Source organism: Schlesneria sphaerica, from assembly GCF_044336245.1.
Lineage (GTDB): Bacteria > Planctomycetota > Planctomycetia > Planctomycetales > Planctomycetaceae > Schlesneria > Schlesneria sphaerica.
Genome location: NZ_CP172346.1, coordinates 5,125,437 through 5,147,814, shown reverse-complemented (window position 1 = coordinate 5,147,814; position 22,378 = coordinate 5,125,437). Strand labels below are relative to the sequence as shown.

Annotated in this window: 15 protein-coding genes; 6 read left to right on the top strand and 9 right to left on the bottom strand. The window is 56.8% G+C overall.

The genetic code is table 11. The annotated features are described in order from the left end of the window. Positions 1–215: 215 nt before the first annotated feature. A complete protein-coding gene (locus ACGY09_RS18675) occupies positions 216–959 on the bottom strand; it encodes a HEAT repeat domain-containing protein (protein ID WP_397568929.1) in 744 nt (247 codons plus the stop codon). A gap of 226 nt (positions 960–1,185) precedes the next feature. On the opposite strand from ACGY09_RS18675, the gene pruA reads away from it, so the two are divergent. After that, the gene (gene pruA, locus ACGY09_RS18670) at positions 1,186–4,275 is read left to right on the top strand and encodes an L-glutamate gamma-semialdehyde dehydrogenase (RefSeq protein ID WP_397568928.1); all 3,090 of its coding nucleotides are present in this window, start codon (positions 1,186–1,188) and stop codon (positions 4,273–4,275) included. 132 nt (positions 4,276–4,407) lie between these two features. Here the strand turns inward: pruA and ACGY09_RS18665 are convergent, their stop codons facing one another. Both ACGY09_RS18665 and ACGY09_RS18660 read right to left on the bottom strand, forming a co-directional pair. Next, positions 4,408–5,331, bottom strand: a complete 924-nt coding sequence (locus ACGY09_RS18665) for a hypothetical protein (protein ID WP_397568927.1) — start codon at positions 5,329–5,331, stop codon at positions 4,408–4,410. Positions 5,332–6,303: 972 nt separating this feature from the next. After that, complete coding sequence (locus ACGY09_RS18660; RefSeq protein WP_397568926.1) at positions 6,304–8,229, bottom strand: hypothetical protein; 1,926 nt, start codon at positions 8,227–8,229, stop codon at positions 6,304–6,306. Positions 8,230–8,684: 455 nt separating this feature from the next. Here ACGY09_RS18660 and ACGY09_RS18655 point away from each other — a divergent pair, with 455 nt between their 5' ends. The 3 genes from ACGY09_RS18655 to ACGY09_RS18645 all read left to right on the top strand — a co-directional run bounded on the left by ACGY09_RS18655 (position 8,685) and on the right by ACGY09_RS18645 (position 11,628). Next, a complete protein-coding gene (locus ACGY09_RS18655) occupies positions 8,685–9,524 on the top strand; it encodes a SirB1 family protein (RefSeq protein WP_373653459.1) in 840 nt (279 codons plus the stop codon). Between the two features lie 28 nt (positions 9,525–9,552). After that, positions 9,553–10,227, top strand: a complete 675-nt coding sequence (tmk, locus tag ACGY09_RS18650; protein ID WP_397568925.1) for a dTMP kinase — start codon at positions 9,553–9,555, stop codon at positions 10,225–10,227. A 135-nt stretch (positions 10,228–10,362) separates the two neighbouring features. Next, positions 10,363–11,628, top strand: coding sequence for a C45 family autoproteolytic acyltransferase/hydolase (locus ACGY09_RS18645; protein ID WP_397568924.1), 1,266 nt, complete (start codon positions 10,363–10,365; stop codon positions 11,626–11,628). 158 nt (positions 11,629–11,786) lie between these two features. Here the strand turns inward: ACGY09_RS18645 and ACGY09_RS18640 are convergent, their stop codons facing one another. Together ACGY09_RS18640 and ACGY09_RS18635 are read right to left on the bottom strand one after the other, a co-directional pair. Then, positions 11,787–13,082 carry an NAD(P)/FAD-dependent oxidoreductase gene (locus ACGY09_RS18640; RefSeq protein WP_397568923.1) on the bottom strand — a complete coding sequence of 432 codons (1,296 nt, stop codon included), beginning with the start codon at positions 13,080–13,082 and terminating at the stop codon, positions 11,787–11,789. A gap of 210 nt (positions 13,083–13,292) precedes the next feature. After that, a complete protein-coding gene (locus tag ACGY09_RS18635; RefSeq protein ID WP_397568922.1) occupies positions 13,293–14,312 on the bottom strand; it encodes an ATP-grasp domain-containing protein in 1,020 nt (339 codons plus the stop codon). A 327-nt stretch (positions 14,313–14,639) separates the two neighbouring features. Between ACGY09_RS18635 and ACGY09_RS18630 the strand changes: the two genes are divergently transcribed. Beyond that, positions 14,640–15,839: a Gfo/Idh/MocA family protein gene (locus ACGY09_RS18630; RefSeq protein WP_397568921.1), complete on the top strand. Its 1,200-nt coding sequence runs from the start codon at positions 14,640–14,642 to the stop codon at positions 15,837–15,839. Positions 15,840–15,844: 5 nt separating this feature from the next. Beyond that, on the top strand, positions 15,845–16,324 hold the full coding sequence (locus ACGY09_RS18625; RefSeq protein ID WP_397568920.1) for a hypothetical protein: 480 nt from the start codon (positions 15,845–15,847) through the stop codon (positions 16,322–16,324). 235 nt (positions 16,325–16,559) lie between these two features. Here ACGY09_RS18625 and ACGY09_RS18620 read toward each other — a convergent pair whose 3' ends face one another. From ACGY09_RS18620 to ACGY09_RS18605, 4 genes are all read right to left on the bottom strand, one after another. Next, positions 16,560–17,135, bottom strand: coding sequence for a carboxypeptidase-like regulatory domain-containing protein (locus tag ACGY09_RS18620; protein ID WP_397568919.1), 576 nt, complete (start codon positions 17,133–17,135; stop codon positions 16,560–16,562). Positions 17,136–17,716: 581 nt separating this feature from the next. Beyond that, on the bottom strand, positions 17,717–19,189 hold the full coding sequence (locus tag ACGY09_RS18615) for an SDR family oxidoreductase (RefSeq protein ID WP_397568918.1): 1,473 nt from the start codon (positions 19,187–19,189) through the stop codon (positions 17,717–17,719). A gap of 1,082 nt (positions 19,190–20,271) precedes the next feature. After that, the gene (locus tag ACGY09_RS18610) at positions 20,272–21,657 is read right to left on the bottom strand and encodes an ATP-binding protein (protein ID WP_397568917.1); all 1,386 of its coding nucleotides are present in this window, start codon (positions 21,655–21,657) and stop codon (positions 20,272–20,274) included. After that, positions 21,654–22,349, bottom strand: a complete 696-nt coding sequence (locus tag ACGY09_RS18605) for a response regulator transcription factor (protein ID WP_397568916.1) — start codon at positions 22,347–22,349, stop codon at positions 21,654–21,656. The genes ACGY09_RS18610 and ACGY09_RS18605 overlap by 4 nt, the downstream gene beginning before the upstream one ends. Positions 22,350–22,378 lie beyond the last annotated feature (29 nt).

Genomic DNA, 22,378 nt, shown 5'->3' with positions numbered 1-22,378 from the left:
GAATGCATCTCAGTATTCAAGTCGGCTTGATCAACTTCGATCAAGCCGACTTCGTTTCGCCTGGTCGCATTCGCGGGACTGCATGGCAGGCGTCACGGGAAGGACTCGCCGCTGGCGGCGGCCATCGCCCGGCCCCCTGCTCTCACTGCCGCTTCCGATGACAAGCAATCCGCTCCTGTGCCTGTCTCCAGCGAACTGGATACCGCCCCCCCACTCTATTTCGCGATCAATTTCTGAAGCGATTCCTGAGCGACCCTCGCGACTTCCGAATCTTCGTCTTTCGCCGCAGTTTCCAGACCCTCAATAATTCGCGGGTCGGAATTACCCGCCTTTCCCAGTGCGACAGCAATTCGTTCGCGGACGATCGGTTCGCTATCGTCAAGGAGTGGCAGCAGCTTCTCGATGACTTTCTCACAAAGTCCCGGCCAGCGAACAAACGCCGCAGCCACGGCTTCGCGCACCTCACCCCGTTCTGTCTCGAAGCGGCTTTCGAGCAACGGCAGAAACCGCTCCAGATCCGACGCGCTCAACTCATCCGCTTCCACCAGCGCATCCACCGTCGCTGCGACCATCAAAGGCTGCGTTTCCTCTTCGCCGAGGAACGAGAACAGCGTCTGAACCGCTTTCTCCTGTTGAGGGGATTTGCGACGAACAAGTGCCCGGGCCGCTTCAAATCGCGTGTCCGGATCTTCATCTTCAAGCAGCATCGTCAAAGGAGTCTCTGCGGCACCCGCGTCGAGTGGACCTGGTGTTCCGAGCAACTTGGCAGCAGCGGCCCGTACAGTTGAATCAGCGTCGGTCAGCCCTTGTTGTGCCAGCCGATTGACTTCTTCTGCAGACCCCAGCAGTCCGATAGCCTGGAGGGCTCGCAGACGTTCTTCTGCAGACTCGGCATCTGAAAACAAGGCAATCCAATGCGTCACAGGCTGATTGGAAAAGGGGTGTGGAATTACGGCCATGATCGTACTTTCCTGTCAAAGAGATGGATGTCACATCTCGGAATTTCGAGATTCTGGCAATCTCATTACCGAATCGGTTCATTTTGAGATGCACTCTACCCAATCATGTCGGCCCTCGCATAGAATTGGGGTCCGCCGAAGTCCGGCTGGCCCCTCCGAATGATGTCCCGTCGGAGCGGTTTCTGCATGATTTTCATAATCTTCTCCGACTTGCACGGATGCGATTTTGGCCAAAAAGTCCGCTCGAAAACTCACTGAAAATGAAGCGCCGCAGCCCGCGGTGACAAAGCTGTCGTCCGACGAGCAGCCTGCCGTTCCCGCTTCAGCATGGGATGTGGAAGCCGTCGAAGCCGAGACGCACCGTCTTGGTACGTACATCTGGGAACACCTTTCCCGTCGACGCCCGTCCATGTTTGAACGTCGCTGGTGGGATGACCGCATCCTCGGCGCGGCGATGGCCGATGAATCGCTGAAAGTTCAGATGTTCCGGTTTGTCGACGTCCTTCCGCGACTGAAGACGCACCGCGACGTGACGCGACATCTGCAGGAATATTTTCAGGAGGTCAAAGAACACCTTCCCATCGCGATTGAGATGGTCCGCTTTGGCGTTGAGCACCTGTCGCCCGAATCCGTTCTGTCGCGCGCACTGGCTTACAATGCACGCAACAACGCGGCACGAATGGCCCGACGATTCATCGCAGGCTCGAATGTCAGCGAAGTGCTGACCGCAGTGACCAGTCTGCGCAAGCAGGGTTTCGCCTTCTCGCTCGATCTGCTGGGAGAAGCGGTCATCAGCGAACCCGAAGCCGAAGCCTACCAGCAGTCGTACCTCGAACTGATCGATGGTCTGGCGCCTGTCGTAAACGCCTGGCCGGAAAATGCGCAGACCGATTACGACCATATCGGTGCCATTCCCCGTGTGAACGTTTCCATCAAGTTGTCGGCACTCGTCAGCCGCTTCCGCCCGGTCGACGGGGCAGGGACTGCAGCAGCGGTCAAAGAGCGTCTTCGCCCGCTGCTGCGAAAGGTGCGAGAGCAGCAGGCGTTTCTCAACGTCGACATGGAACAGTACGCGTATAAAGACCTGACTCTCGAGATTTTTAAGCAGACGTTGCTCGAGGACGAATTCCGGGACTGGTCTGACGTCGGCATTGTCATTCAGGCTTACCTCCCTGACGCCGAGCGAGACCTCGCCGGACTGCTGGAATGGTCAGTGAAACGGCAGACCCCCGTCTGGGTTCGCCTCGTCAAAGGGGCTTACTGGGACTACGAAACAGTGGTCTCCCACAGCCAGAACTGGCCGACCCCGGTCTTCGAAGAGAAATGGCAATCGGACGATTCTTACGAACGCCTGACGAAACGGCTGCTGGAAAACTACACCGTTCTTCGACCTGCCTTCGGCAGCCATAACCTGCGGAGCCTGTCCCATACAATCGCCTGTGCGAAACAGTTGAACGTGCCGGAAGGGGCGTTCGAACTTCAGATGTTGTACGGCATGGCCGAGGAGCAGGCCCGGGCGTTCAGTGAGATCGGACATCGCGTCCGTATCTACACTCCATTCGGACAACTGATGCCGGGAATGGCCTATCTCGTACGACGACTTCTCGAAAACACGTCGAACGATTCGTTCCTGCGTCACAGCTATGATGAAAATGTGAAGATCGAGGATTTGCTGATGAAACCTGCCCACGTTGGTGCCACGACGTCGCCGAAGAAGAAACCACCTCGACCTGCATTTGCGAATGAACCCGTCGCCGACTTTTCTCGCGAAGAGGTCCGCGAGGCCATGCAGGAAGCCATCGACGAAGTTTCGTCGGATCTGGGTGGCGATTATCCCATCGTCATCGGGGGCAAGGCGATCCACGCGCGGCCGATGCTCCTTTCTCGCAATCCCTCGCATAAGCAGCAGGTGGTCGGTAAGGTCGCCGCAGCCACGGCCGACGATGCCATTCTGGCGATCGATACCGCACGCCGGGCATTCCAGAGCTGGTCGCGGACAGAAGTCCAATACCGGGCTGAGTACCTGGAGCTGATGGCCAATGAAATGCGGCAACGGCGGTATGAGCTGGCCGCGTGGGAAGTCGTGGAATGCGGTAAGCCGTGGGCAGAAGCGGACGCCGATGTCTGCGAAGCGATCGACTTCTGCATGTACTATGCACAGCAAATGCGCGAGCTCGACGCTCCGCAAAACGTCGACCTGCCGGGGGAAGAGAACCGCTATTTCTACCGCCCGCGAGGTGTCGTGGCGGTGATCGCACCGTGGAACTTCCCGCTGGCCATCCTGACCGGGATGACGGCCGCAGCCATGGTGACAGGCAATACGGTCATCATGAAGCCGGCAGAACAATCCTCTGTCGTGGCAGCCAAACTGCTGGAAATCATTCAGGCTGCAGGTGTCCCCGATGGAGTGCTCAGCTTCCTGCCGGGATCGGGTGAAGACGTGGGACCCGAACTGGTCGGCAGCCCCAACGTCGACTGCATTGCCTTTACCGGCTCACGCCAGGTCGGCCTGATGATCAACGAGCAGGCTGCAGCGCCCCACGTTTCGCAGCTCGGTGTCAAGCACGTCATCGCCGAGATGGGCGGCAAAAATGCGATCATCGTCGACAACGATGCTGACCTGGATGAAGCGGTCGTGGGTGTCGTGCAAAGTGCGTTTGGCTATGCCGGTCAGAAGTGTTCGGCTTGCTCGCGAGCGATCGTGCTGGAAGATGCGTACGACGAATTCCTCGCTCGACTGATCGAAGCAACGAAATCGCTGAAGGTCGGTCCCGCCGAGGATCCTGCGACCGACATTGGTCCCGTTATTGACGAAGAAGCCGCAACACGCATCCTGAAGTTCATCGAACAGGGCGAAACCGAAGGACGTCTGGTGCTGGGAGAAGTCGATCCCGCCCTTTCGTCAGAAGGTTTCTACATCAGCCCGCATATTTTCGTGGACGTTCCTTCCGATGCCAAGATCGCCCAGGAGGAGATCTTCGGCCCGGTTCTGGTCGTCTTCAAAGCGAAAGACCTGACCGAAGCACTGACGATTGCCAACGGAACGGACTACGCGCTGACCGGGGGATGCTACAGCCGCAGCCCCGCGAACCTGAAGCGGGTTCGGCTGGAATTCGCGGTTGGTAACCTGTATCTCAACCGTCCGATCACCGGGGCACTCGTCGGTCGCCAGCCATTCGGCGGATTCAAGCTCAGCGGGATCGGCAGCAAGGCGGGTGGTCCCGACTACCTGAAACATTTCCTGATCCCGATCAACGTGACAGAAAACACGCTCCGACGGGGCTTCGCCCCCGCCGCGGAATCGGAAGGGGAATAAAACGAATCATCATGGGAGTCTGCCAGCAAGCAGACTCCCTTTTTCTTTTCCGCTGAAACCGGAATGTGATTTCTCCGTGGCGTGTCGGTCGAAATACGTCGCAGCCACGTCCGCGTTAGAAAGTCATTCTGGTCAGCGACGGTGCGGCAGTGATTCCACGATCCGCATCGCGCGCGAGAACTCTTCCAGACGCCCCACGGGGTTTAAGCCCCCGACTGCCCGACGACAGAACTGATCAATCAGGATTTCAATCTCTGACCGTTCGTCATGGAGATGCTCCTCTGCCGCCTGCTCGGCTGCTTCCCAGCGAATATAAGCGCGATCCCGCAGAACGGCTCGTCCGCGGACACACGTGACTTCGCAATTCAACCCACCTGACGACTGATGCAGTCTGGCCGTGCGATGACGTGGACTGTTTCCCGATGGAGCAAACTCGAAACGGATCGACTCGCATCCATCGCTAGCCTGTGTGACGACCTGCGTCTGCCCCATCAGATCCGCACACCAGTCGACGATGTGAGCAATCTCAAGTGCATCGGCGTCAAGATTACAGCCCACCTGGATCTCTTTCACCGGGCCCAGCCTCGTGGCGATCAACTCACGCAAACGGCAACTGGCAGGAGTGAATCGGAGTCGAAGTTCCGGCATCCAGCGATCATCGGGAATGACTGCATAGCTGCCCAAGTCCGCTGAGGGAGACTGTTCTCGCAGCAGGCGGTGCAGTTCCGCGGCCCGGCGCAAGATGGGTGAAGCCAGGTAGACAGGCTTGCCGCTCCGCGCGATAGAGTCGAGGGCCCCTGCCCCCAGCCAGCCGGGATCAAGAATGAGCAGTCCCTGCAGCATGGAGCGATTCAGCATCTGATGCAGACTGCCGACAGGCTCCGCTTCAAAATCGGCCGCAACCGAGCGCGCCCGGGCTTCAACCGTGTCGTAGGTAAGTCGAATTGTTAACCGTTTTTGCAATCGCTCGATCGCGGGTCGATACAGCAGTTCCCAGCTTGGCCCGAGGCCAATCAAACCGAGACCAACTCGATCACGTCGCGACGGGTCGACCATTCACATCATTCGCCATGGAAGCAAAGGGATACGCGCTAGACCTGATCGCGCACTGGAAGCAGATATCTTAAACCGCTCCCAGGGAGAATGACAGTTCGGAACGCCAGCTGCTGATTGTCTGGATGAGAATCAGCTCCACACGAAGGATCTCCATCCGGCTCATCTCCTGGTCCCCACAACGGCTCGTGACAGATTTCCAGACGACGGTCCTCGATTGCAGAGTGAGTTGCCCTGAGCAGGGCCCGATTGGGGCCGTCCCGTCACGCCTTGGGTCGGTTTCGAGCACGTTTTACGGACTGGCGATCACTTCCTTCGTACACCGCACTCGGCGGCACCACGTCACAGGCAACTGCCATCTGGCAAGTTGCCGGCGGAAACAAATCACGGGGAACCACGTAGCACTGACAAAAGAAATACCAGCAAATCACCGACCGTCGCCCCAGGACGAATTATCTCCTCCCACATCCTGTCAGAATCGACGCGAACTCGGAATCTCCTCTGAAATTCCAGCTTGAAGATTAAAGGAGTCAGGTCATCGACACCCCACATCAAGAGCCCCAACGGATCATCAAGGTAAATCGGCGGTACGGTTGGAATCCCCTTCTCGTCCTTCACGGAGTTCGCAAGGATTTGCAGGATTTTACGTTGCACCGACGTCAGGTGAGCCATATCTGGCGGAGGCCGATTCACGATTTGAACAATCAGTTCGTTCTCAATCGACGTCAAACATCCATATCGAAACTCATTGGTGCGACACCACTGCTGAAACCACCTGACAATTGTAAATCGTGATAGAGAAAAGCGGGCCTGATACTCAGTGACCCATGTTTCGTAGTCGGGAGGCGGCCAGAGCGAGGGTGGTACGAGCATGACTCTCCAGGTTTCAGATCACAGGATCTGCTACGATCGTCTTCGCCACGACTGTGCTGCGACGGTTGTGAGCAAGCAGGCACCTGCCAACTCAAATGGTCATCATTGCACAGGGACTGCTGGGGATTCGGCCTGCGGCATCAGGTTTCCTTTCGAGTCGATCAGCAGCGGGCGAGACTCTGCGTCTACCAGCCGGAAATAAAGTGCCCAGCCTCCAGTCGCTTGAGAGACCTCAACCAGGAACAGATTGGCTCCCTTCCGCAATTCAATCGATGCTTCATCGTCATCGGGTCTCGCAGAGCGGAGCGCCAATTTTTCCTGGACGATGTGACCGTTGAGCCAGATCCGCAGGCCGTCGTCGCTGCCGGTCAGCAGTTTGACCGTCTGGCGTTCCGGCGAATTGAATCTCAGCGCCGCATAGCCCGCCACGTTGACACGATTTTCCTTGGGAAAGTGAGGCTCGAAATCGATCAATGCCTCGTCGCTCTCCACAACCGGGGCGGCCAGTGCCTTTCGTTGGATTTCAGTCAGCGTAGACGATGTTGCGGCTGGAAATTGCTGATGATCGGTCCAGGGGAGCCACTTTTTCGCGAAACGCCAACTGCGGATGAAGTTTCCTGCCTGCTGGAGTTGTGAGAGACTTTGAGAACGACTTTCCCCCTCATCATCGATGGCATTCACCGTCCAATCTTTTCCCGGGGCCAGTTGCCTGATCTCGTCGGCACTGAGCACAACTTCTTTCGGGGGTGACGTCCCCTCTGACCAGAAGTCGCGGAACCCACGAGCATCATCGTTGACCGAGAACGAGACGTACCTCACCCCCCGCTCCGCTCGAACCCGCAAGTCACCTGTGGACCGATCCAGACGGAACGTCGGCCATTTTTGTTCGGTCCCGTACCGACGTTCATCGAGCTGAAACCACCGACTCGCGCGCAGAGATGCGGCACTGACCGGTGCAAAGTAAGCGACATCACGCTCTGCGATGGGGATCGGTTGTTCGTTGTGCTGACTGCGTGGTTCAATCAGCGTGAATGCCCGATTCAGATGGTCGAAGCCGCGTGTCATGATGCACAGGTTGTCGGTGCAGTGCGGCAGTCCAAATGCATGCCCCATTTCATGCAGGGTCGCTCCCATCGTGGTGGCAGCAGTGGCCCACACGGTCTTGCGTCCGGCACTGTCTTCGTGAACTTTTTGTGCGTCGATCGGGGTCTCATCGCCGAAGACACGGAAAGTGTCCTGCAAGGTACTCGGCCACGTGAAGATACTTCCACCACCGAACAACCCCAGCTTGCCTCCCCCGAGCGCCGTATGCGCAAAGACTTTCTTCTGGACCGGATCGAACCGAGTGTACGCTGCGATCACAATGTTCTTGGAATGGGAATCAGGAAATTGATGGCCAACCCACTCGTTGACGTGGCCGTACCAGTCGTTGTCGCTCATCCCGTAGTAATAGGACGCAGGCTTTTCTCCCTTGAGAGTATGAATCTTGATCCGACCACTTTTATCAAACTCAAGATTGAATGTATGTCGCCCCAGGCCGATGTCGTTCAGCCGCTCTGCGGTGAACGTCTGCAGCAGCTTGATCGCGGTATCGAGTTTATCGGTATAGTTCTGCGGATCCCCGTCGAACTGAGACTGGTAGTCAGTTTCCCCGCTGCTGTCGGTCATGTAGATGACTCGCACAAAATAGGGGTTCGTCTGAGGCTTGTAGTGCAGCACAAGTTCGATCGCGTTCGCTCCAGCACTCAATCGCAATCGGTTTTCACCCGGGACCAGTTCTGCGAGTGCTCGAAAATTCCCATCCAGGGCAACACCAGTGATTTGACGTGAAGGTCTTTGAGACGACCTGTTCTCAACGACGACCTCTTGCGCCGATCGATCTTTCAGTTCCCCGCGCAGTAGCGCCACAGGATACCGAATTGTCGAACCCGACTCGTGATTGGTGACCTTGATTTCCTCTCCCTGCACCGGTGCAGCCAGCAGAGCCGCGAACGCACATCGCAGCAAGAACCAACGTGTCGTTGTCATCAACAGCCCCCCAATTGTCCGCTTTCCGATCGAATGATAGTCGCGTTATTCGGAACACTCTAATCTTTTCGAACGACGGAATGACAGGGGCGTGCGACAATGTCGCAAAGCACTCGTGTCGTCAAAGCATCCGTCCCGGCGGATTCACCATTTGAGTCGCACGATAGCCCGACGAGAGACCGGAGCCGCTGCTTTTCCGAGGGAAATTCAAGATGGCGCCGGGTGTGGATCGAAAACATTCACCACTTGGGCAGTTCATCGGCTGTCATTGAAAGACTCACCGGCGTCAGCGGCCACGCTCTCATTGAGCCACCTGTCGCGGCTGGAATCCACTTATGCAAATCGGATCGCCTCACGCTGATTTGTTGTTTGGAAATAGTCCATCTCGACGTATTCCCCCTTAAACCGTAGAATTTAATCAATGCCGTCTACCAATCCTTTTGGACACTCGTCCGATGCCCGTTGACACCAGATTCACTGCCGATCACGAATTCTGCAAGCTGTTGGCACGCCGACAGGATGTGGATCTGATACGCGTGTCGCTCGAGTTGGCGCGAGACGCCCAACCGAACCTGAACTTTGACCATACCCTGGAATGGATCAACCGGCGTTCAAGTGAGCTCCGTAGCCACATCACTCGCTTGAGATCCGACCGGGATGTGCTGAATGAACTCGTACGTTGCCTGGCGGGTACCCACGGGTTGCACGGGGACAAAGACGCTTACTTACGTGCCGAAAGCAGTTATATCAACAGGGTGATCGAGACGGGGGTCGGCATTCCGATCAGCCTGTCGATGGTCTACGTGGCAGTCGCGCAAGGTGCCGGAATCGAACTGAACGGCGTTGCCGCCCCCATGCACTTTCTGACCCGCATTGACACCATTCAAGGTCCGTTCTTCATCAACGCGTTCCACGCGGGTGAGGTCCTTAACTACGACGACTGCATCGAATGGATCGAATCGCTGAGTGGTCTGAGCAGCGAAGAAATTGAACGATCGCTGGAACCAGCCCGCCCTCGCGAAGTGGTTATTCGAATGTTGAATAACCTGAAGGCGCTGCATGTGACGCAAGAATGCTGGGAACAGGCATGGCGTGTCCAGTGTCGGTTACTGGCACTGCATAACGAGGCGTTCGATCAGCGACGTGACCTGGCCCTGATTGCAATTAAAGCAAACCGTCCCGGGGTGGCGGTCGATCTCTTGCAGAGGTGCTTGAAGGACTGTCTGAACAAAGATCGTCCGATGCTCCTGCAACAGTTGCGGACCGCTGAGCACAATCTGTCGAAGTGGAATTGATCAACGCACAATTGAAGGGTCTGCGAATTTGTGTCTGCTTATTGCCATCGAGGGAATCGATGGGTCCGGCAAAGGGACCCAGGCCGCGAAACTCCATGCTTATCTGCTTGCCAGGGGCCGCAAAAGCGCGCTGCTCAGTTTCCCACGCTATCAACAGACCCAGTTCGGACTGAAGATCGGTGAGTTTCTCAACGGCAAATTCGGGACCCTCGAAACCGTCCACCCGCTGCTCGCGTCACTCCTCTTCGCGGGGGACCGCTTCGAATCGCGGGAACTGATCGAGCAGACCATCGCCAGTCACGAGATCGTCGTTTTCGATCGCTACGTCGCGTCGAATGTGGCTCATCAGGGAGCGAAGTCGAAGGGACAAGAGCGAACAAAGTTGATCGAGTGGATCCTGCATCTCGAACACACGATCTATCAACTTCCCCACGCTCATCGAAATCTCTTTCTGGACATCAATGTCCCGCTGGCCCAGCAACTGATTGCGGCCAAATCAAAACGGGACTACACCGAGAAAAGCGCCGATCTCCAGGAAGCGGATACCGACTACCTGCACCAGGTTCGTTCGGTCTATCTGGAACTGGCGACGGGGCCGAACTGGACCACGATTCCCTGCGAATCGCCGCATGGCCTGCGAACAATCGACGAGATTGCAGCGGATATCGTGGCAACCGTGGAATCGCTCGCCGGAGCCCTCTAGACCTTCTCCGGAAGGCGACCGAGGTTTGGGGAAGCAGGTCGATTCGGCCCAGTAGTCTACTCTCTGTGTCCGTCTTGCTTTAGGATGTCAGAGGTCGATTCACCTCACGCATCCCCCCTGCTCAGGAGCCCGGTCGTGATCCGAATTTCTCACCGTAGTGGTATTCTGCAACTTGCTCTCGTGGCGCTCTTCGTCAGCTCCTCGGTCGACCCGTTGCAGGCCCAGTCAGCTCCCGCCGAACAACGGGAACAACAGGCCGCACTGACGATTGCACGGTGCGGACAGGGGTGGCTGGAAACCATCGACGGATACCCGGTGCTTCACCTGAAGGGAACCCCTTACGAGATGGGGTTTCAGCACGGGGCATTACTGCGGGAACATTGCCGCCAGAATATGAAGGCAATTCTTGTTGATAAGGCAGAGGAGGTCAAACTGGTTGACTTCGGGCCGATTAAGGTCACGCCACGCACGGCGATCGACATGATCGTGGCGTTTCAACAACCTCATGTAGCCCCCCGCTACTTTGAAGAGATGGACGGGCTGGCGGCCGGATCCGGCCTTCCCGTAGCGGACGTGCGCGCGGGGAATTTCATTCCAGAACTGTTTCATTGCAGCGGCTTCGCACTCGCCAAGTCAGCCACGCAGAACGGGAACCTGCTGCACGGGCGGGTGCTCGACTACGCCATCGACTGGGGACTGCAGGACCATGCCGTGATTGTCGTCTATGAACCGGATGGTCGGTTGCCATGGGTCAATGTGAGTTATGCGGGTTTCATCGGCTCGGTCACCGGGATGAATATCGAACAGATCTCCGTGGGGGAAATGGGAGGCGGGGGACTGGGACACTGGAATGGCCGGCCGATGGCCCTGCTCGTACGCGATGCCCTGGAGACAGCCAGTTCGCTCGAAGAGGCGATTGCGACATTTCGGGATGGCCCCCGCACTTGCCAGTACTACTACGTGATTGCGGATGGCCAGACGAATGAAGCAGTCGGGATGGAAGCCTCATGGGATGTCTTCTCGGTCATTAAGCCGGGGGAATCACATCCCCTGCTACCCAATCCGGTCAAGGATTGTGTGCTGCTCTCTGCTGGCGACCGCTACCAGGAACTGACTCGACAGGCACAAACGGGCTACGGAACCTTTACCGCAGAAAGTGCACTCCGTTTGATGGACCGCCCCATCGCGATGAAGTCGAACTTGCACAATGTTCTGTTCGAACCGGCGACATCGAAATTCTGGGTTGCCAACGCGACATCCGACAAAAAGCCTGCCGCAGAACAACCGTATGCAAAGTTCCAGCTCTCGGAACTGCTCAAGCGGCGCCCCGACCCGAACAGTCGCGAGCTCCCCAAGCCCGACCGGATCAGCCAGCGCCCCGTGAGCTCACAACCAAACTGACTCGCACAACTCAAGCGGACAGCACGGTGCAGACCGTGCTGTCCGGGTCAAAGATCGGCTGAACTGAAGAAACGGCTTCATCGACCGTTCCACAGAATCTCGCAGCCACTTTCACATTGTTCGGGGTCGCGCTCGCCTGAACTTCAAGTGGTGAGGACTTAAGAACGAGTCGTCGTCTCGGGGACCGCCGGCCTTTCGCGCGGGGCGTTGAATCTCCATTCCTTGGTCACGATCAGACGGGCACCGCGGCGGAATGACAAATACGACCAGGCCCACTTCGAAACAACCAGAAACCGGTTCTGGAACCCGGTCAGGTAATAGATGTGAACGACCAGCCAGATCACCCAGGCAAAGAAGCCAGCCAGTTTGTAACCGCCCACCTCCACAACAGCGCGACTGCGTCCAATCGTCGCCATCTGCCCTTTATCCACGAACTGAAATGGCTTTCGCGTTCGTCCCGCAAGATCATCACGAATCAGTTGAGCGAGATAGCGTCCCTGCTGCATGGCAACGGGCGCTGTTCCGGGTAACGGCCGCCCTGTCTGATGCGTGAAACTCGCCTGGTCACCCGCAATGAAGACTCGTGGATGCCCTTTGACGCTCAGGTCCGGTTCCACGACGACACGCCCCTGCCGGTCGACTTCAAACCCCGCCGCCTGCCCGAGTGACGAGGCTTTCACCCCTGCGGCCCAGAGGACGGTAGCTGACGAAATTCTTTCGTTGCCAATTTCTACCCCGTCTTCGTCGATTTTGGTGACAGCACTTCCGGTCCAGATCTGAACCCCGAGTTGCTCCAGATCGCGCGCCGCTCGCGACGACGACTTCTCGCTGAACATATTCAGAATGCGGGGCCCGGCTTCCAGTAGAACGACACGGGCCGAAGCGGCGTCGATGTTGCGAAAGTCTCGAGCGAGAGTAAATCGGCTCATTTCACCAATCGCCCCAGCCAGTTCCACGCCGGTCGGGCCTCCACCGACAACCACGAACGTCAACAACCGCTTGCGAGCTTCCGGCGAAGTGCTGCATTCCGCCTCTTCATAGGCAGACAGCACCCGTCGCCGAATCTCGGTCGCCTGCTCAAGCGTTTTCAGTCCTGGTGCGTTCTCTTCCCATTCGTCATGACCGAAATAGCTGTGTCGTGAGCCGCACGCGAGCACGAGGTAGTCATATCCGACTTCTCCAAAGTCCGCGCAGACGCATTGTCGCTGCACGTCAACGGACTGGACTTCCCCTTGAAGGACACGGACGTTGCGGTACCGGGCGAGCACGCTGCGAATCGGCGCAGCGATCTCTGCAGGGCTCAGCCCCGCCATGGCAACCTGGTACAGGAGTGGCTGAAAAAGATGATGGTTGGTTCGATCAAGCAATGTCACATCGAGATCGGCAACGTTGCCCAGTCCCTTGGCGAGATTCAGACCCGCGAAACCACCTCCAACGATCACAACACGTGGCATGAAACGAGATCCATTCGAATTAAAGAGCAAGTACAGGCAACCTGACTAAACCGCCGGAGCCGGGCGTGCTGAAGTTGAGGTTGATTTCCCTGCCCCTAAATGTCAATGCCTGAAACGAAACATGCGGAACTAAATCGTCTTACATGTTAATGGCCTGATATGAATCAATTTAAAAGTCTTATCACAACAAAAAACAATGATATGACGGTGCTAACATTCCGGCGTGAATTCCAGCTTGTCGAGCGTTTCTTCACTCGGTTTGAGCAGATGCGATGTTTCAAATCGATGCGGCAGCCAATCGCAAGGAAGCAGTTTCGGACAGACCCTTCGGTACCCCACATAGGATGTAGTCAGACGTGGGTTTATCTCGATGAGAATCGGTTCCCCCTCCGGGGTCAGTACCAGGTCCATCCCCACATACCCTGCCAGGCCGTCGATCGCACGATAGACGCGAACCACCAGTTCGTGAATGGCCTCTCTCGATGCATCAGGTAAGACTGCAGGAATCAGGCCACCCCGATATTGAAACCGTCCATCGTCTGACAGTCGCTGCTCGGCAATCGGCAGAGACTCCACGTGACGCCCCTCGAGGCTGATGTTGAAGCCCATCGAGAGTGCACGCCCCGCGAGATAAGGTTGCCAGAGGCAGTGGTCTGTTTGGCCTGCAAGTTCATACTCGGCCGCTGCCTGCCGGAACTCATCCCGGTTGCGGACCAGAAACGTCAGGCAAGACCCTGCACCGTCGAGTGGCTTGAGCACGATCGGCCCCGCATCGAGTTGCGGCTCTTGCGCAAAATCGACGAGATGCGTCCGTGGAGTGGGAATCCCCAGAGCCTGCAGAAAGTGAGACAACCGAAGTTTGTCTCCACACAGTTCAATCGCCTCGGGCGTGCAGTTCCACGAAACCGCCTGTGAGGCTCGCACAATTCGGCATCGCTCGGCAAGCATGCCATCGGTCTCGGGCGCGATAACGAGGACATGGTCTACGTCATGAATCAATCTGGCAAACCACTTCGCTTCCTCCGCGGCACTTTCGACGATGATTGTCTGAATCGGCTCAGGAAGCGCCAGACCGCGTTCTAAAGTTGTCACCACAACCGTCCCGGGAAGCCTCGCAATGTCCACAGCGACAGCCCGCAGCATGGCGAGCCCTTCTCGTCGCATCGACGCCGACACACGTGCGCCCGCGCACGCTCCACCCACGAGATATTCAGAAACAAAGACGCGCACGATGACTCCGCTCAGGATTCTTCTCCATCGCCAGCCGATCATAGCCGCTGAATCGCGCTCACGTCAGCGGGAAATCAAGCAACTGGCCGGGGCCGGCAACGGGGAACTTCGTGCGGAGAACAGCCCTGAGCTCGAAGAGATCGAATAATTGGCCTTACAAGTGAGCTGGGAGTCACCGCCCCAAAGAGGCTGAGATCCTGCAATCGATGGCAAACTGCGGACCGAGCCGATATGCTCCAAATTCATTCGAAAGGGGTTTCTGACAGGCATTTCAACCCCTTTCGAACTCTCCCACACTCCTGATTCGGCATTCTTGAGGAACATATCATGGAAACGACCAATGGCTCTCTCAACCGCAAACTGCGAATGGCGCTCGTCGGCGGGGGGCAGGGTTCGTTCATTGGCCGCGTTCACGCAACCGCAGCCGTGCTAGACAATCGAGCGGCACTCGTCGCTGGTGCGCTCTCTTCGGATCCCGCCCGCGCCAAGGCGTCGGCTCCGGCCTATGACATCGCCGAAGACCGCGCATACACCTCGTTTGATGAACTCTGCAAGAAAGAAGCAGCGCTGTCGGCCGACAAGCGAATTGATTTCGTGACCGTCGCCACGCCCAACCACACCCACTTCGCCGTGGCCAAGGCAGCGCTGTCAGCCGGGTTCAACGTCATCTGCGACAAACCAATGACGTTTGATCTGGTGCAGGCCGAAGAATTGCTAACTCTTGTTGAAAAATCCGGTGCGGTCTTCGCTGTCAGCCATAACTACACAGGTTACCCACTCGTCCGACAGGCACGCGAGATGATTCTCGCGGGGGAACTGGGCGAGATTCAGGCTGTTCGATCGAACTACATTCAGGGCTGGCTGCGCACCCGGCTGGAGGAATCCGATCAAAAGCAGGCCGCCTGGCGCACGGATCCATCCAAGTCAGGCGCCGCAGGCTGCTTCGGCGATATTGGAACTCACGCTTACAATCTGGCTCGCTTCATGACCGGGCTGCTGCCCGATAAGGTCTCGTGCCACCTGAAAGCCTTCGAACAGGGCCGGTTACTGGACGACTACGGCCACGCAATCATCCGTATGGAAAACGGCGGACTGTGTACCGTGACCGCCAGCCAGATTTCGCATGGTCGTGAAAATGACCTCTTCATCGAAATCGACGGTACCAAAGGGGCACTCTCGTGGCGGCAGGAAAATCCGAACGAGATGATCGTCCGCCAGAACGGAAAGCCACACTCGATCTACACACGCGATCCGAATGCCCCCTACATGACGGGTTCCGGAAAGGCGGCCTGCCGGTTGCCGAGCGGACATCCCGAGGCCTTCTTCGAAGCGTTTGCCAACGTCTACCGGTTCGCCTATGACGACATGGTCAAACGGGACGCAGGTCAATCATTCGATCGACAAAACAGCATCTACCCCAACATTTATGACGGTGTCGAGGGGATGTATTTCATTCAGCAGTGCGTCGCAAGCAGTGCTCATGACGGTGCATGGCTGCCGCTGAAACACCCCGCAGCACGAAGATAGTCGGTATGACTGTCACCGAAACCTTTGAGTTACTCAGCTACGTCGTCACGGTCATTGGTTTGCCCATGGCGATCTGTATTTTTATTTATGAGCAACGCAAGGAACGTGACAACGAAGAGGAAGAAGCGTATCAACTGCTCGCAGATGCCTACAACGACTTTCTGCGACTGGTGATTGCCAATCCCGATCTGAAACTCCGATCCCAGACTGCCTGTGGTGAACTGACCGAAGAACAACAAGAACGTCAGCAAGTCATCTTCGAGATGCTGATTTCGTTGTTCGAGCGGGCTTACCTGACTGCTTATGAGGAACGAATGAACCTCAAGCAGCAGCGCCGCTGGCATTCCTGGGACGATTTTATGCGAGAATGGTGCCGTCGAGACGACTTCCGTGCGTGTCTGCCCAGACTGCTGCACGGCGAAGACCCCGATTTCGCAGACTACATCCGGAAGTTAGCGGAGGAAGAGAGCCCTTCTGTCCACTGATCGGCATTCGGGAACAGATTCACCCTGCGTGCCGCAGGTTTCGGCACGATTGTGACGAACACCTCTGATCAACCCTGCCTACTCTGAGTCAGAACGGCTGATCGTGCCTCGTCGGGATTCCTGGCTGGGGTAGATCACGAACCGGCCCCGCTCCCGGTGGGAAAACGAAAGAGCCGCCAGAAGGTGCGACACAACTTCTGGCGGCCCGTCCTCATTCGAAGCGATTGCGATTGTTTCACGGCGAATGAGGTACAGGATTATCGTCATTATTGTTGTTATTGTTCAGGGCAATCACGAGAGCGGCGATCGCAATCCCCGCAACGATGATCCCCGCAGCACACAACAAGACTCCTGTACCATCATCACAACATGTTCCGCACTGGCCACGGGCCCCGTTCTCACCCAGAACGAGCAGACCTTGCGTGCGGGAAGAAGGTGGAGCCGCTTTCTCAGTCCAGAAGCGATAACTCCCCTGGGTGGCACCGCAACTCACCTGATAGACACCTGATTTGACATTCTTGATTGCAAACCGGCCTTCGCTGTCCGTCACGGATTGGCCGATCACGGCCGAACCCCGCTTGACGATGACTTTCTGACCTTCCACCGGAGTTCCGCTCTGATCAACGGCCCGACCATTGAAGACGTTACCCTGCCCGAGCGTGACATCGAGAGTGGCATTTTCTGCCACAATCTTCACAGCTGGCTTCGCGGGGACCCGTTGTTCTGCCAGCAGACGAGTTTGAGGAAAAACCACTCCTGTCGCGGCCAGAGTGACAAAAGCATACTTAATGAAGGCCAATCCCTTGCTCATGTCCGGGCTCCTAATGTTTGTCTTAAGAACGTTTGGTCACCGCCCAATCGGACGGTTCCAGGGTCATGCTCTGCAGGTACTAAGCCGTAGAAAAAATGCCCCTCATGAGTAAAAATCGGAATTCTGCCCCTCGAACTTCTGTGAAAAACCCGAAAATTCCGAAAATTCTTCGTAATCGACAAAGTTTAACATCGCAAAAACTGCCGAAATGCGAATACGCAGCCGGTTCGCATTCAGAAAGGGCGATACGAAAACCTTGAACAGAGCGATCGCCGAGGTAGTGGTTCCTTACGAGGAACGAGAGGGGTGACGGGCGAAGAGAGAAATCCACGAAAAAGGAGCGAGACACCGACGGCCCCTGGAGAATCCAGGCTGCGAGTCGGGAACCAGTTTTCGTCCTGAGAGTGGCCAAGGTCCGTTCGGGGACGATCGGCATTGCGACAACAAGGTCGCTACCCTGCGTCAGGCAAAGGCCCGGCGAGTAGCGCAGCAGAGATCATGAGTCAAAACAAACGCAAAGCGTCCCCAAGCCACCTCGTCATTCGAGATCGCTTGGGGACGGCAAGTGAAAAAAGGCGAGACTACCGGACCGGTGCGGTCACCAGTTGGTCGAGGATCTTTGCATAATCACCGACGCCATGGCCATTGCCGGTGATTCGGACCGATCCCGAATTCAGCCCCTGTCGCCATGTCGTACGTCCCTGAACCAGATCAGCAAACGTGTTGATGTCCAGATGACAGGTCGCGGCACGGTCGGCGTGAATACCCAGTTCGACCGAGATCAGTTCATGACCACGTGCGATCAGTTGCCATTGCCCGCCACCGTGTCCGGCGATGTCCAGTCCAAGCACTCGCTCTTCAGCTTCGGTCTGGAGGGGAACGCCGGCCTGATCGATCAGCGGTTTCAAATGCGTGGCCGCATCGAATTCCGGTTCGATTGGCTTCTTACTCGGGGTGGGGAAGCCGTTCTCGATGGCGATTCGAGACAACTTCATCAGCAACTGCCGATCGACGTGCGGACAGGGCAGTTGAGGCATCGCCAGATCCGTGTTCGTTGTGTCGAACTCGGGATCCATTTTCCAGTACGAGTTGTAGACGCGAATGTGTTCGTAGAACAGCATTTCCGACTCAGACGCATCGTCAGGACGTTCGCCCGCCCCATAGAACGACGCGCCGTAAAATCCGGTCGCCTGTTCCAGTACGTCACGAATGAGTCGTACAGTAACGGGATGCTTGGGCGTTAAGTGATAGGTCTTTCCGTGCCAGCGAGCGTGTGTGATGACGTGCGCCATGACGGCAGAGACCCAGTCCACCGGCACCAGGTGCTTGGTTTCATTCCCTGTCAATGTCAGACGAACTTGGTCCCCCCCCACGAGGCCGGTTTCGTTCGGGGAGTAGGCACGGACAATCGTGTGGACCAGCTGCAAGGCTGCGTAGTAACCGTGGTAGGTTGTCGTCTGTCCGGTCTGGGAATCACCGATAATGATTCCCGGTCGAAACACGGTCGGTTCATCCAGGAAGTCCGCTTGCCGAACAAGCGTTTCCGATTGAAGTTTGCTGCATTCGTAATCGTTTGAAAACTGCTGCCCGACGTTCAGTTCTGTTTCCAGAACCTTCCCCTGCCTCAGCCCCGCGACGTACGCGGTTGAGACATGGTGGAATTTACGAATTCCCGCATTGCGGCAGAATTCGAGGACGTTGTGAGTCCCTTCGATATTGGACTTCCAGGGCTCGCCCTCTTTACTGGTCGAGTGAAATGTCAGACTCGCCGCATTGTGAATCACTGCGGTGCAGTGTTCTGCCGCCCAGCGCACATCGACTGCATCCATCCCCAGATCGGGCTGGGAGATATCCCCCTCAATCACGACAGGTCGCGAGAGTGGCTTCCCCAGCTCTGCATCCCAGGCACAAAGGGCCGTTTCGATACGCTGGCGTGCGGTCTGCTTTCGATTGGGTCGAACCACCACCGCTACAGGAACGTCACGAAGAAGCAAATCGCGAAGCAAATAGTTACCGAGCAGCCCGGTCGCCCCGGTTAACAGGTGATAACTCATAAAGTGCGGTTCCACGGAGAATTCAAATGTCCTGCATTGGGCCGTGCGGGACCAGGATCGTGATTCAAAAGCCAGAACTGATGTTCGTCGGTGCTTCGAGTTCCACGAAATCGTGGGCTGCCTCGCGAACTGGCTAGCGTCGCATATCCTGTGCGACAACGTTCTCCAGCGGACGCTCCTGTCCATCGATCGGGGACACGGCCATGTCACCCAATCTGTCCGTCAGAGTCTAGCTCGTCCTACAAGGCTATTTCAATCGTCTGCGCGCCGACCAAAACCGCACGCATCCTCCCGCCGCTGAAAAAGTTTCACCACGAGGACCATTGAGAACACTGAGTGCAACCGCTTCGGTGAGATAATCCGGCAGCCGTAACTGCCGATGTGACTGGCGTTTGCCGCAAAACGCAACGCACAGTCTCGCAAATCGCTTCTTGAGCTGAAGTTTTCCCTTCCGTGAAATCCCCTGATTTTTTCCTCCATCGCCTCGACAATACTTACGGGAGTGTAATTTTCCTTCCGAAAGCTGACTGTACGCGGCCATGGGAACACCGGCTGCGATATCGTATGGAGAGTTGCTCAAGAAATTGCCAAGCCGAAGCGGGGAAACCTTCTGCTGGAAAGCATTTCTGCCGAGGCTTCCCCAGTGAGCACGAACGAGGTGCGGGCCTGCTAACGCTCCTATTGAATGCCTTCGCGCAGGGTTCTCTGGAATCGACGGGCATCATTCCACTTGGGAAGGAGAGGGACTGCTCCGACTATGCCGTGGACGATATCCATAGAGACGCCCATTCCGACCATAAGAGGGAATCACCGGTTCATTGAAGTCGAGAACCCTTTTCAACAGGTCAGACCATTCTCTCATCCCAGCGATTGAACGAGAGAGAGCTCTCGAAAAAGTCCACTTGGACAAGGCATTCATAATAACCTCCCGCAGTACCTTCGATTCGGAACGACTGGCGATGACGTTGGTGTCACCTGCCTGAAGTCATGCTAGGACAGCGGGATAAGGCCATCGTGAAGCGACTTTAAATTCCCCTTTATTCTTCACCCTTTGAACAATTCCTCTCACGTCGACCGGTCTGTCATGGTGGAAGACGAACTCGGAAGGTACTCCCCTTCCCCGGTTGACTTTCGCATTCCAGCCGCGCGTTGAGGGATCCTGCAAGTCGCTGGGCGAGAGCCAGTCCGAGCCCCTCTCCCCGTTCTCCAGAATGGCGTGCCGCTCGCGTTCGATAGAACGGATCAAAGATGGCCGAAAGATCCTCGGTCGCAATTCCCTGGCCACGGTCAGCAACTTCCAGCACACACTCAGAACCGCTGCGAAATCCATTCACACGAATCTCTGAGCCCGGTGGACTGTACTTCATCGCATTAGTCATCAGGATCTCCAGAATCTGCTCCAGCAGATCCGGCCGGGTCTCACAAATCAGGGGTGATTCGCAATTCACCTGAATATCCGTCCGACGCACATGGCAGGACCATTTCGTCAGATCCTGATGGAGCCACTCGCACAAGTCGACCTCCTGCGTGGGGGTCAGCATCGATTCCTCATCAGGACGAGCCAATCGCAGTAACGTTTCCACGGTTCGGTTCAGCCTGAGAACCTCTTCTTGAACGATCGACAGCGTCTGGCGATACTCTTCACTTGAGCGTGTTCGACGCAAGGCTAACTCTGCATGCCCCTGAAGGATTGTCAGGGGGGTCCGCAGCTGATGCGCCGCATCACCCGCGAACTGCCGTTGCCGTTCGTAGGCCAGAAAGATGGTATCCAGCAATTCATTAAACGACTGCCCCAATTCCTGCAGTTCGTCATTGGTTTCGGCCACCGTCAGTCGTGCCTGCGTGTCGTCGCTGCGGATCTGGCGAAGGTCCTGCGCCATCATTCGAACAGGATCAATCGCCCGTCCCACAAACCAGCGTCCGAGCACAGCGGCAACCAGCCAGCAGAGGATGGGAAGGACAACCAGCACCAGTGCGAGCAGCCGCAGAAGTCCCCACAATCGGGCAAAGTCACGTGCGACGACGATCGTGACATGACTTTGTTCAAGTGGCGTCCTCTCAACAAGCGGCTTTGGATTCGGCGCACTCAAGTCCTGCTGCAGGAATTTCCAGTTCGCTCTGTCTCCGGTTGATGTCGACTGCCGGGCCATCAGCCAGGCGGCATCGCTCGGAGTCAAATTGCGTGACTGGTCGAGAACTCGCCCGTCGTCCCCGACAACAATCCAGCGAATTTCGTCACCACCCCGGTCCGCTCCTAACATGACCGTATGATCTGACGGTTCCCACTTCACATCGTCATCTTCGACCTCAACAGCCGCTACGAGGGTCTGCAGGGCTGTTTCCAGTTGCTCGTCGAATCGTTCGGTGAGATATCCCCGCGCCGCACCGTAAATCAAGAGCGAGTTTCCGAGCAGAATCATGGCGAGAGCAGCGAGAAAGAAGAACGAAACCCGGCTGACCAGTTTCATGGGTACGACTCGCTGTTTGAGGAATGTTCGAGAAAATAGCCCATTCCCCGGCGAGTCTGGATTACCCGAGGGCCGTACGCCTCAAGCTTCTGCCGTAGCTCTTTGACGTGAACTTCCAGCGTATTCGATAATCCGTCGAAGTTTTCGTCCCACACCGATTCGTAGATGCGAGTCCGAGTCAGCACCTTTCGCGGATTTCGCAGAAAGAAACTGAGCAGGGCCAGTTCTTTCGTGGTCAGATTCAGCGCATGCCCGTCACGAGAAGCGCGCTGAGTGGCCAGGTCGATCCGGATATCCTCGAACTCCATGGTTAAACTGTCGGACTGATCGTGACGGCGAAGCAGCGCCCGCACGCGTGCCAGCAGTTCTTCAAACGCAAATGGCTTCGTCAGGTAGTCGTCCGCACCGGCATCCAGGCCGGTGACACGTTCCGAAATCGCATCGCGCGCCGTAAGGAACAACACAGGCGTCGACCGATTCTTCTGACGAAATCGCCGCAGAACCTGGACCCCGTCCTCGACCGGTAACCACCAGTCGAGCAGCACGAGATCCCACGTGTCCCCCTGAAGCCGGTCCCATGCGGCCCGACCATCTTCCGCATGCTCAACAGAGTACCCCTCTTCGGTCAGCCCCCGAACCAGAAAGTCGGCGATTCGCCGTTCATCTTCGACCACCAGGATGCGACTGCTCATGCCGGGTTCCCACAGGACACAAAAATTCC

Excerpts from the sequence above, each read along its gene's own strand:
- ACGY09_RS18610 (WP_397568917.1), bottom strand. The coding sequence starts at position 21,657 with ATGAAACTGGTCAGCCGGGTTTCGTTCTTCTTTCTCGCTGCTCTCGCC.
- ACGY09_RS18620 (WP_397568919.1), bottom strand. The coding sequence starts at position 17,135 with ATGAGCAAGGGATTGGCCTTCATTAAGTATGCTTTTGTCACTCTGGCC.
- ACGY09_RS18625 (WP_397568920.1), top strand. The coding sequence starts at position 15,845 with ATGACTGTCACCGAAACCTTTGAGTTACTCAGCTACGTCGTCACGGTC.
- ACGY09_RS18640 (WP_397568923.1), bottom strand. The coding sequence starts at position 13,082 with ATGCCACGTGTTGTGATCGTTGGAGGTGGTTTCGCGGGTCTGAATCTC.
- ACGY09_RS18615 (WP_397568918.1), bottom strand. The coding sequence starts at position 19,189 with ATGAGTTATCACCTGTTAACCGGGGCGACCGGGCTGCTCGGTAACTAT.
- ACGY09_RS18660 (WP_397568926.1), bottom strand. The coding sequence starts at position 8,229 with ATGACAACGACACGTTGGTTCTTGCTGCGATGTGCGTTCGCGGCTCTG.
- ACGY09_RS18605 (WP_397568916.1), bottom strand. The coding sequence starts at position 22,349 with ATGAGCAGTCGCATCCTGGTGGTCGAAGATGAACGGCGAATCGCCGAC.
- ACGY09_RS18655 (WP_373653459.1), top strand. The coding sequence starts at position 8,685 with ATGCCCGTTGACACCAGATTCACTGCCGATCACGAATTCTGCAAGCTG.
- ACGY09_RS18665 (WP_397568927.1), bottom strand. The coding sequence starts at position 5,331 with ATGGTCGACCCGTCGCGACGTGATCGAGTTGGTCTCGGTTTGATTGGC.
- ACGY09_RS18630 (WP_397568921.1), top strand. The coding sequence starts at position 14,640 with ATGGAAACGACCAATGGCTCTCTCAACCGCAAACTGCGAATGGCGCTC.
- ACGY09_RS18675 (WP_397568929.1), bottom strand. The coding sequence starts at position 959 with ATGGCCGTAATTCCACACCCCTTTTCCAATCAGCCTGTGACGCATTGG.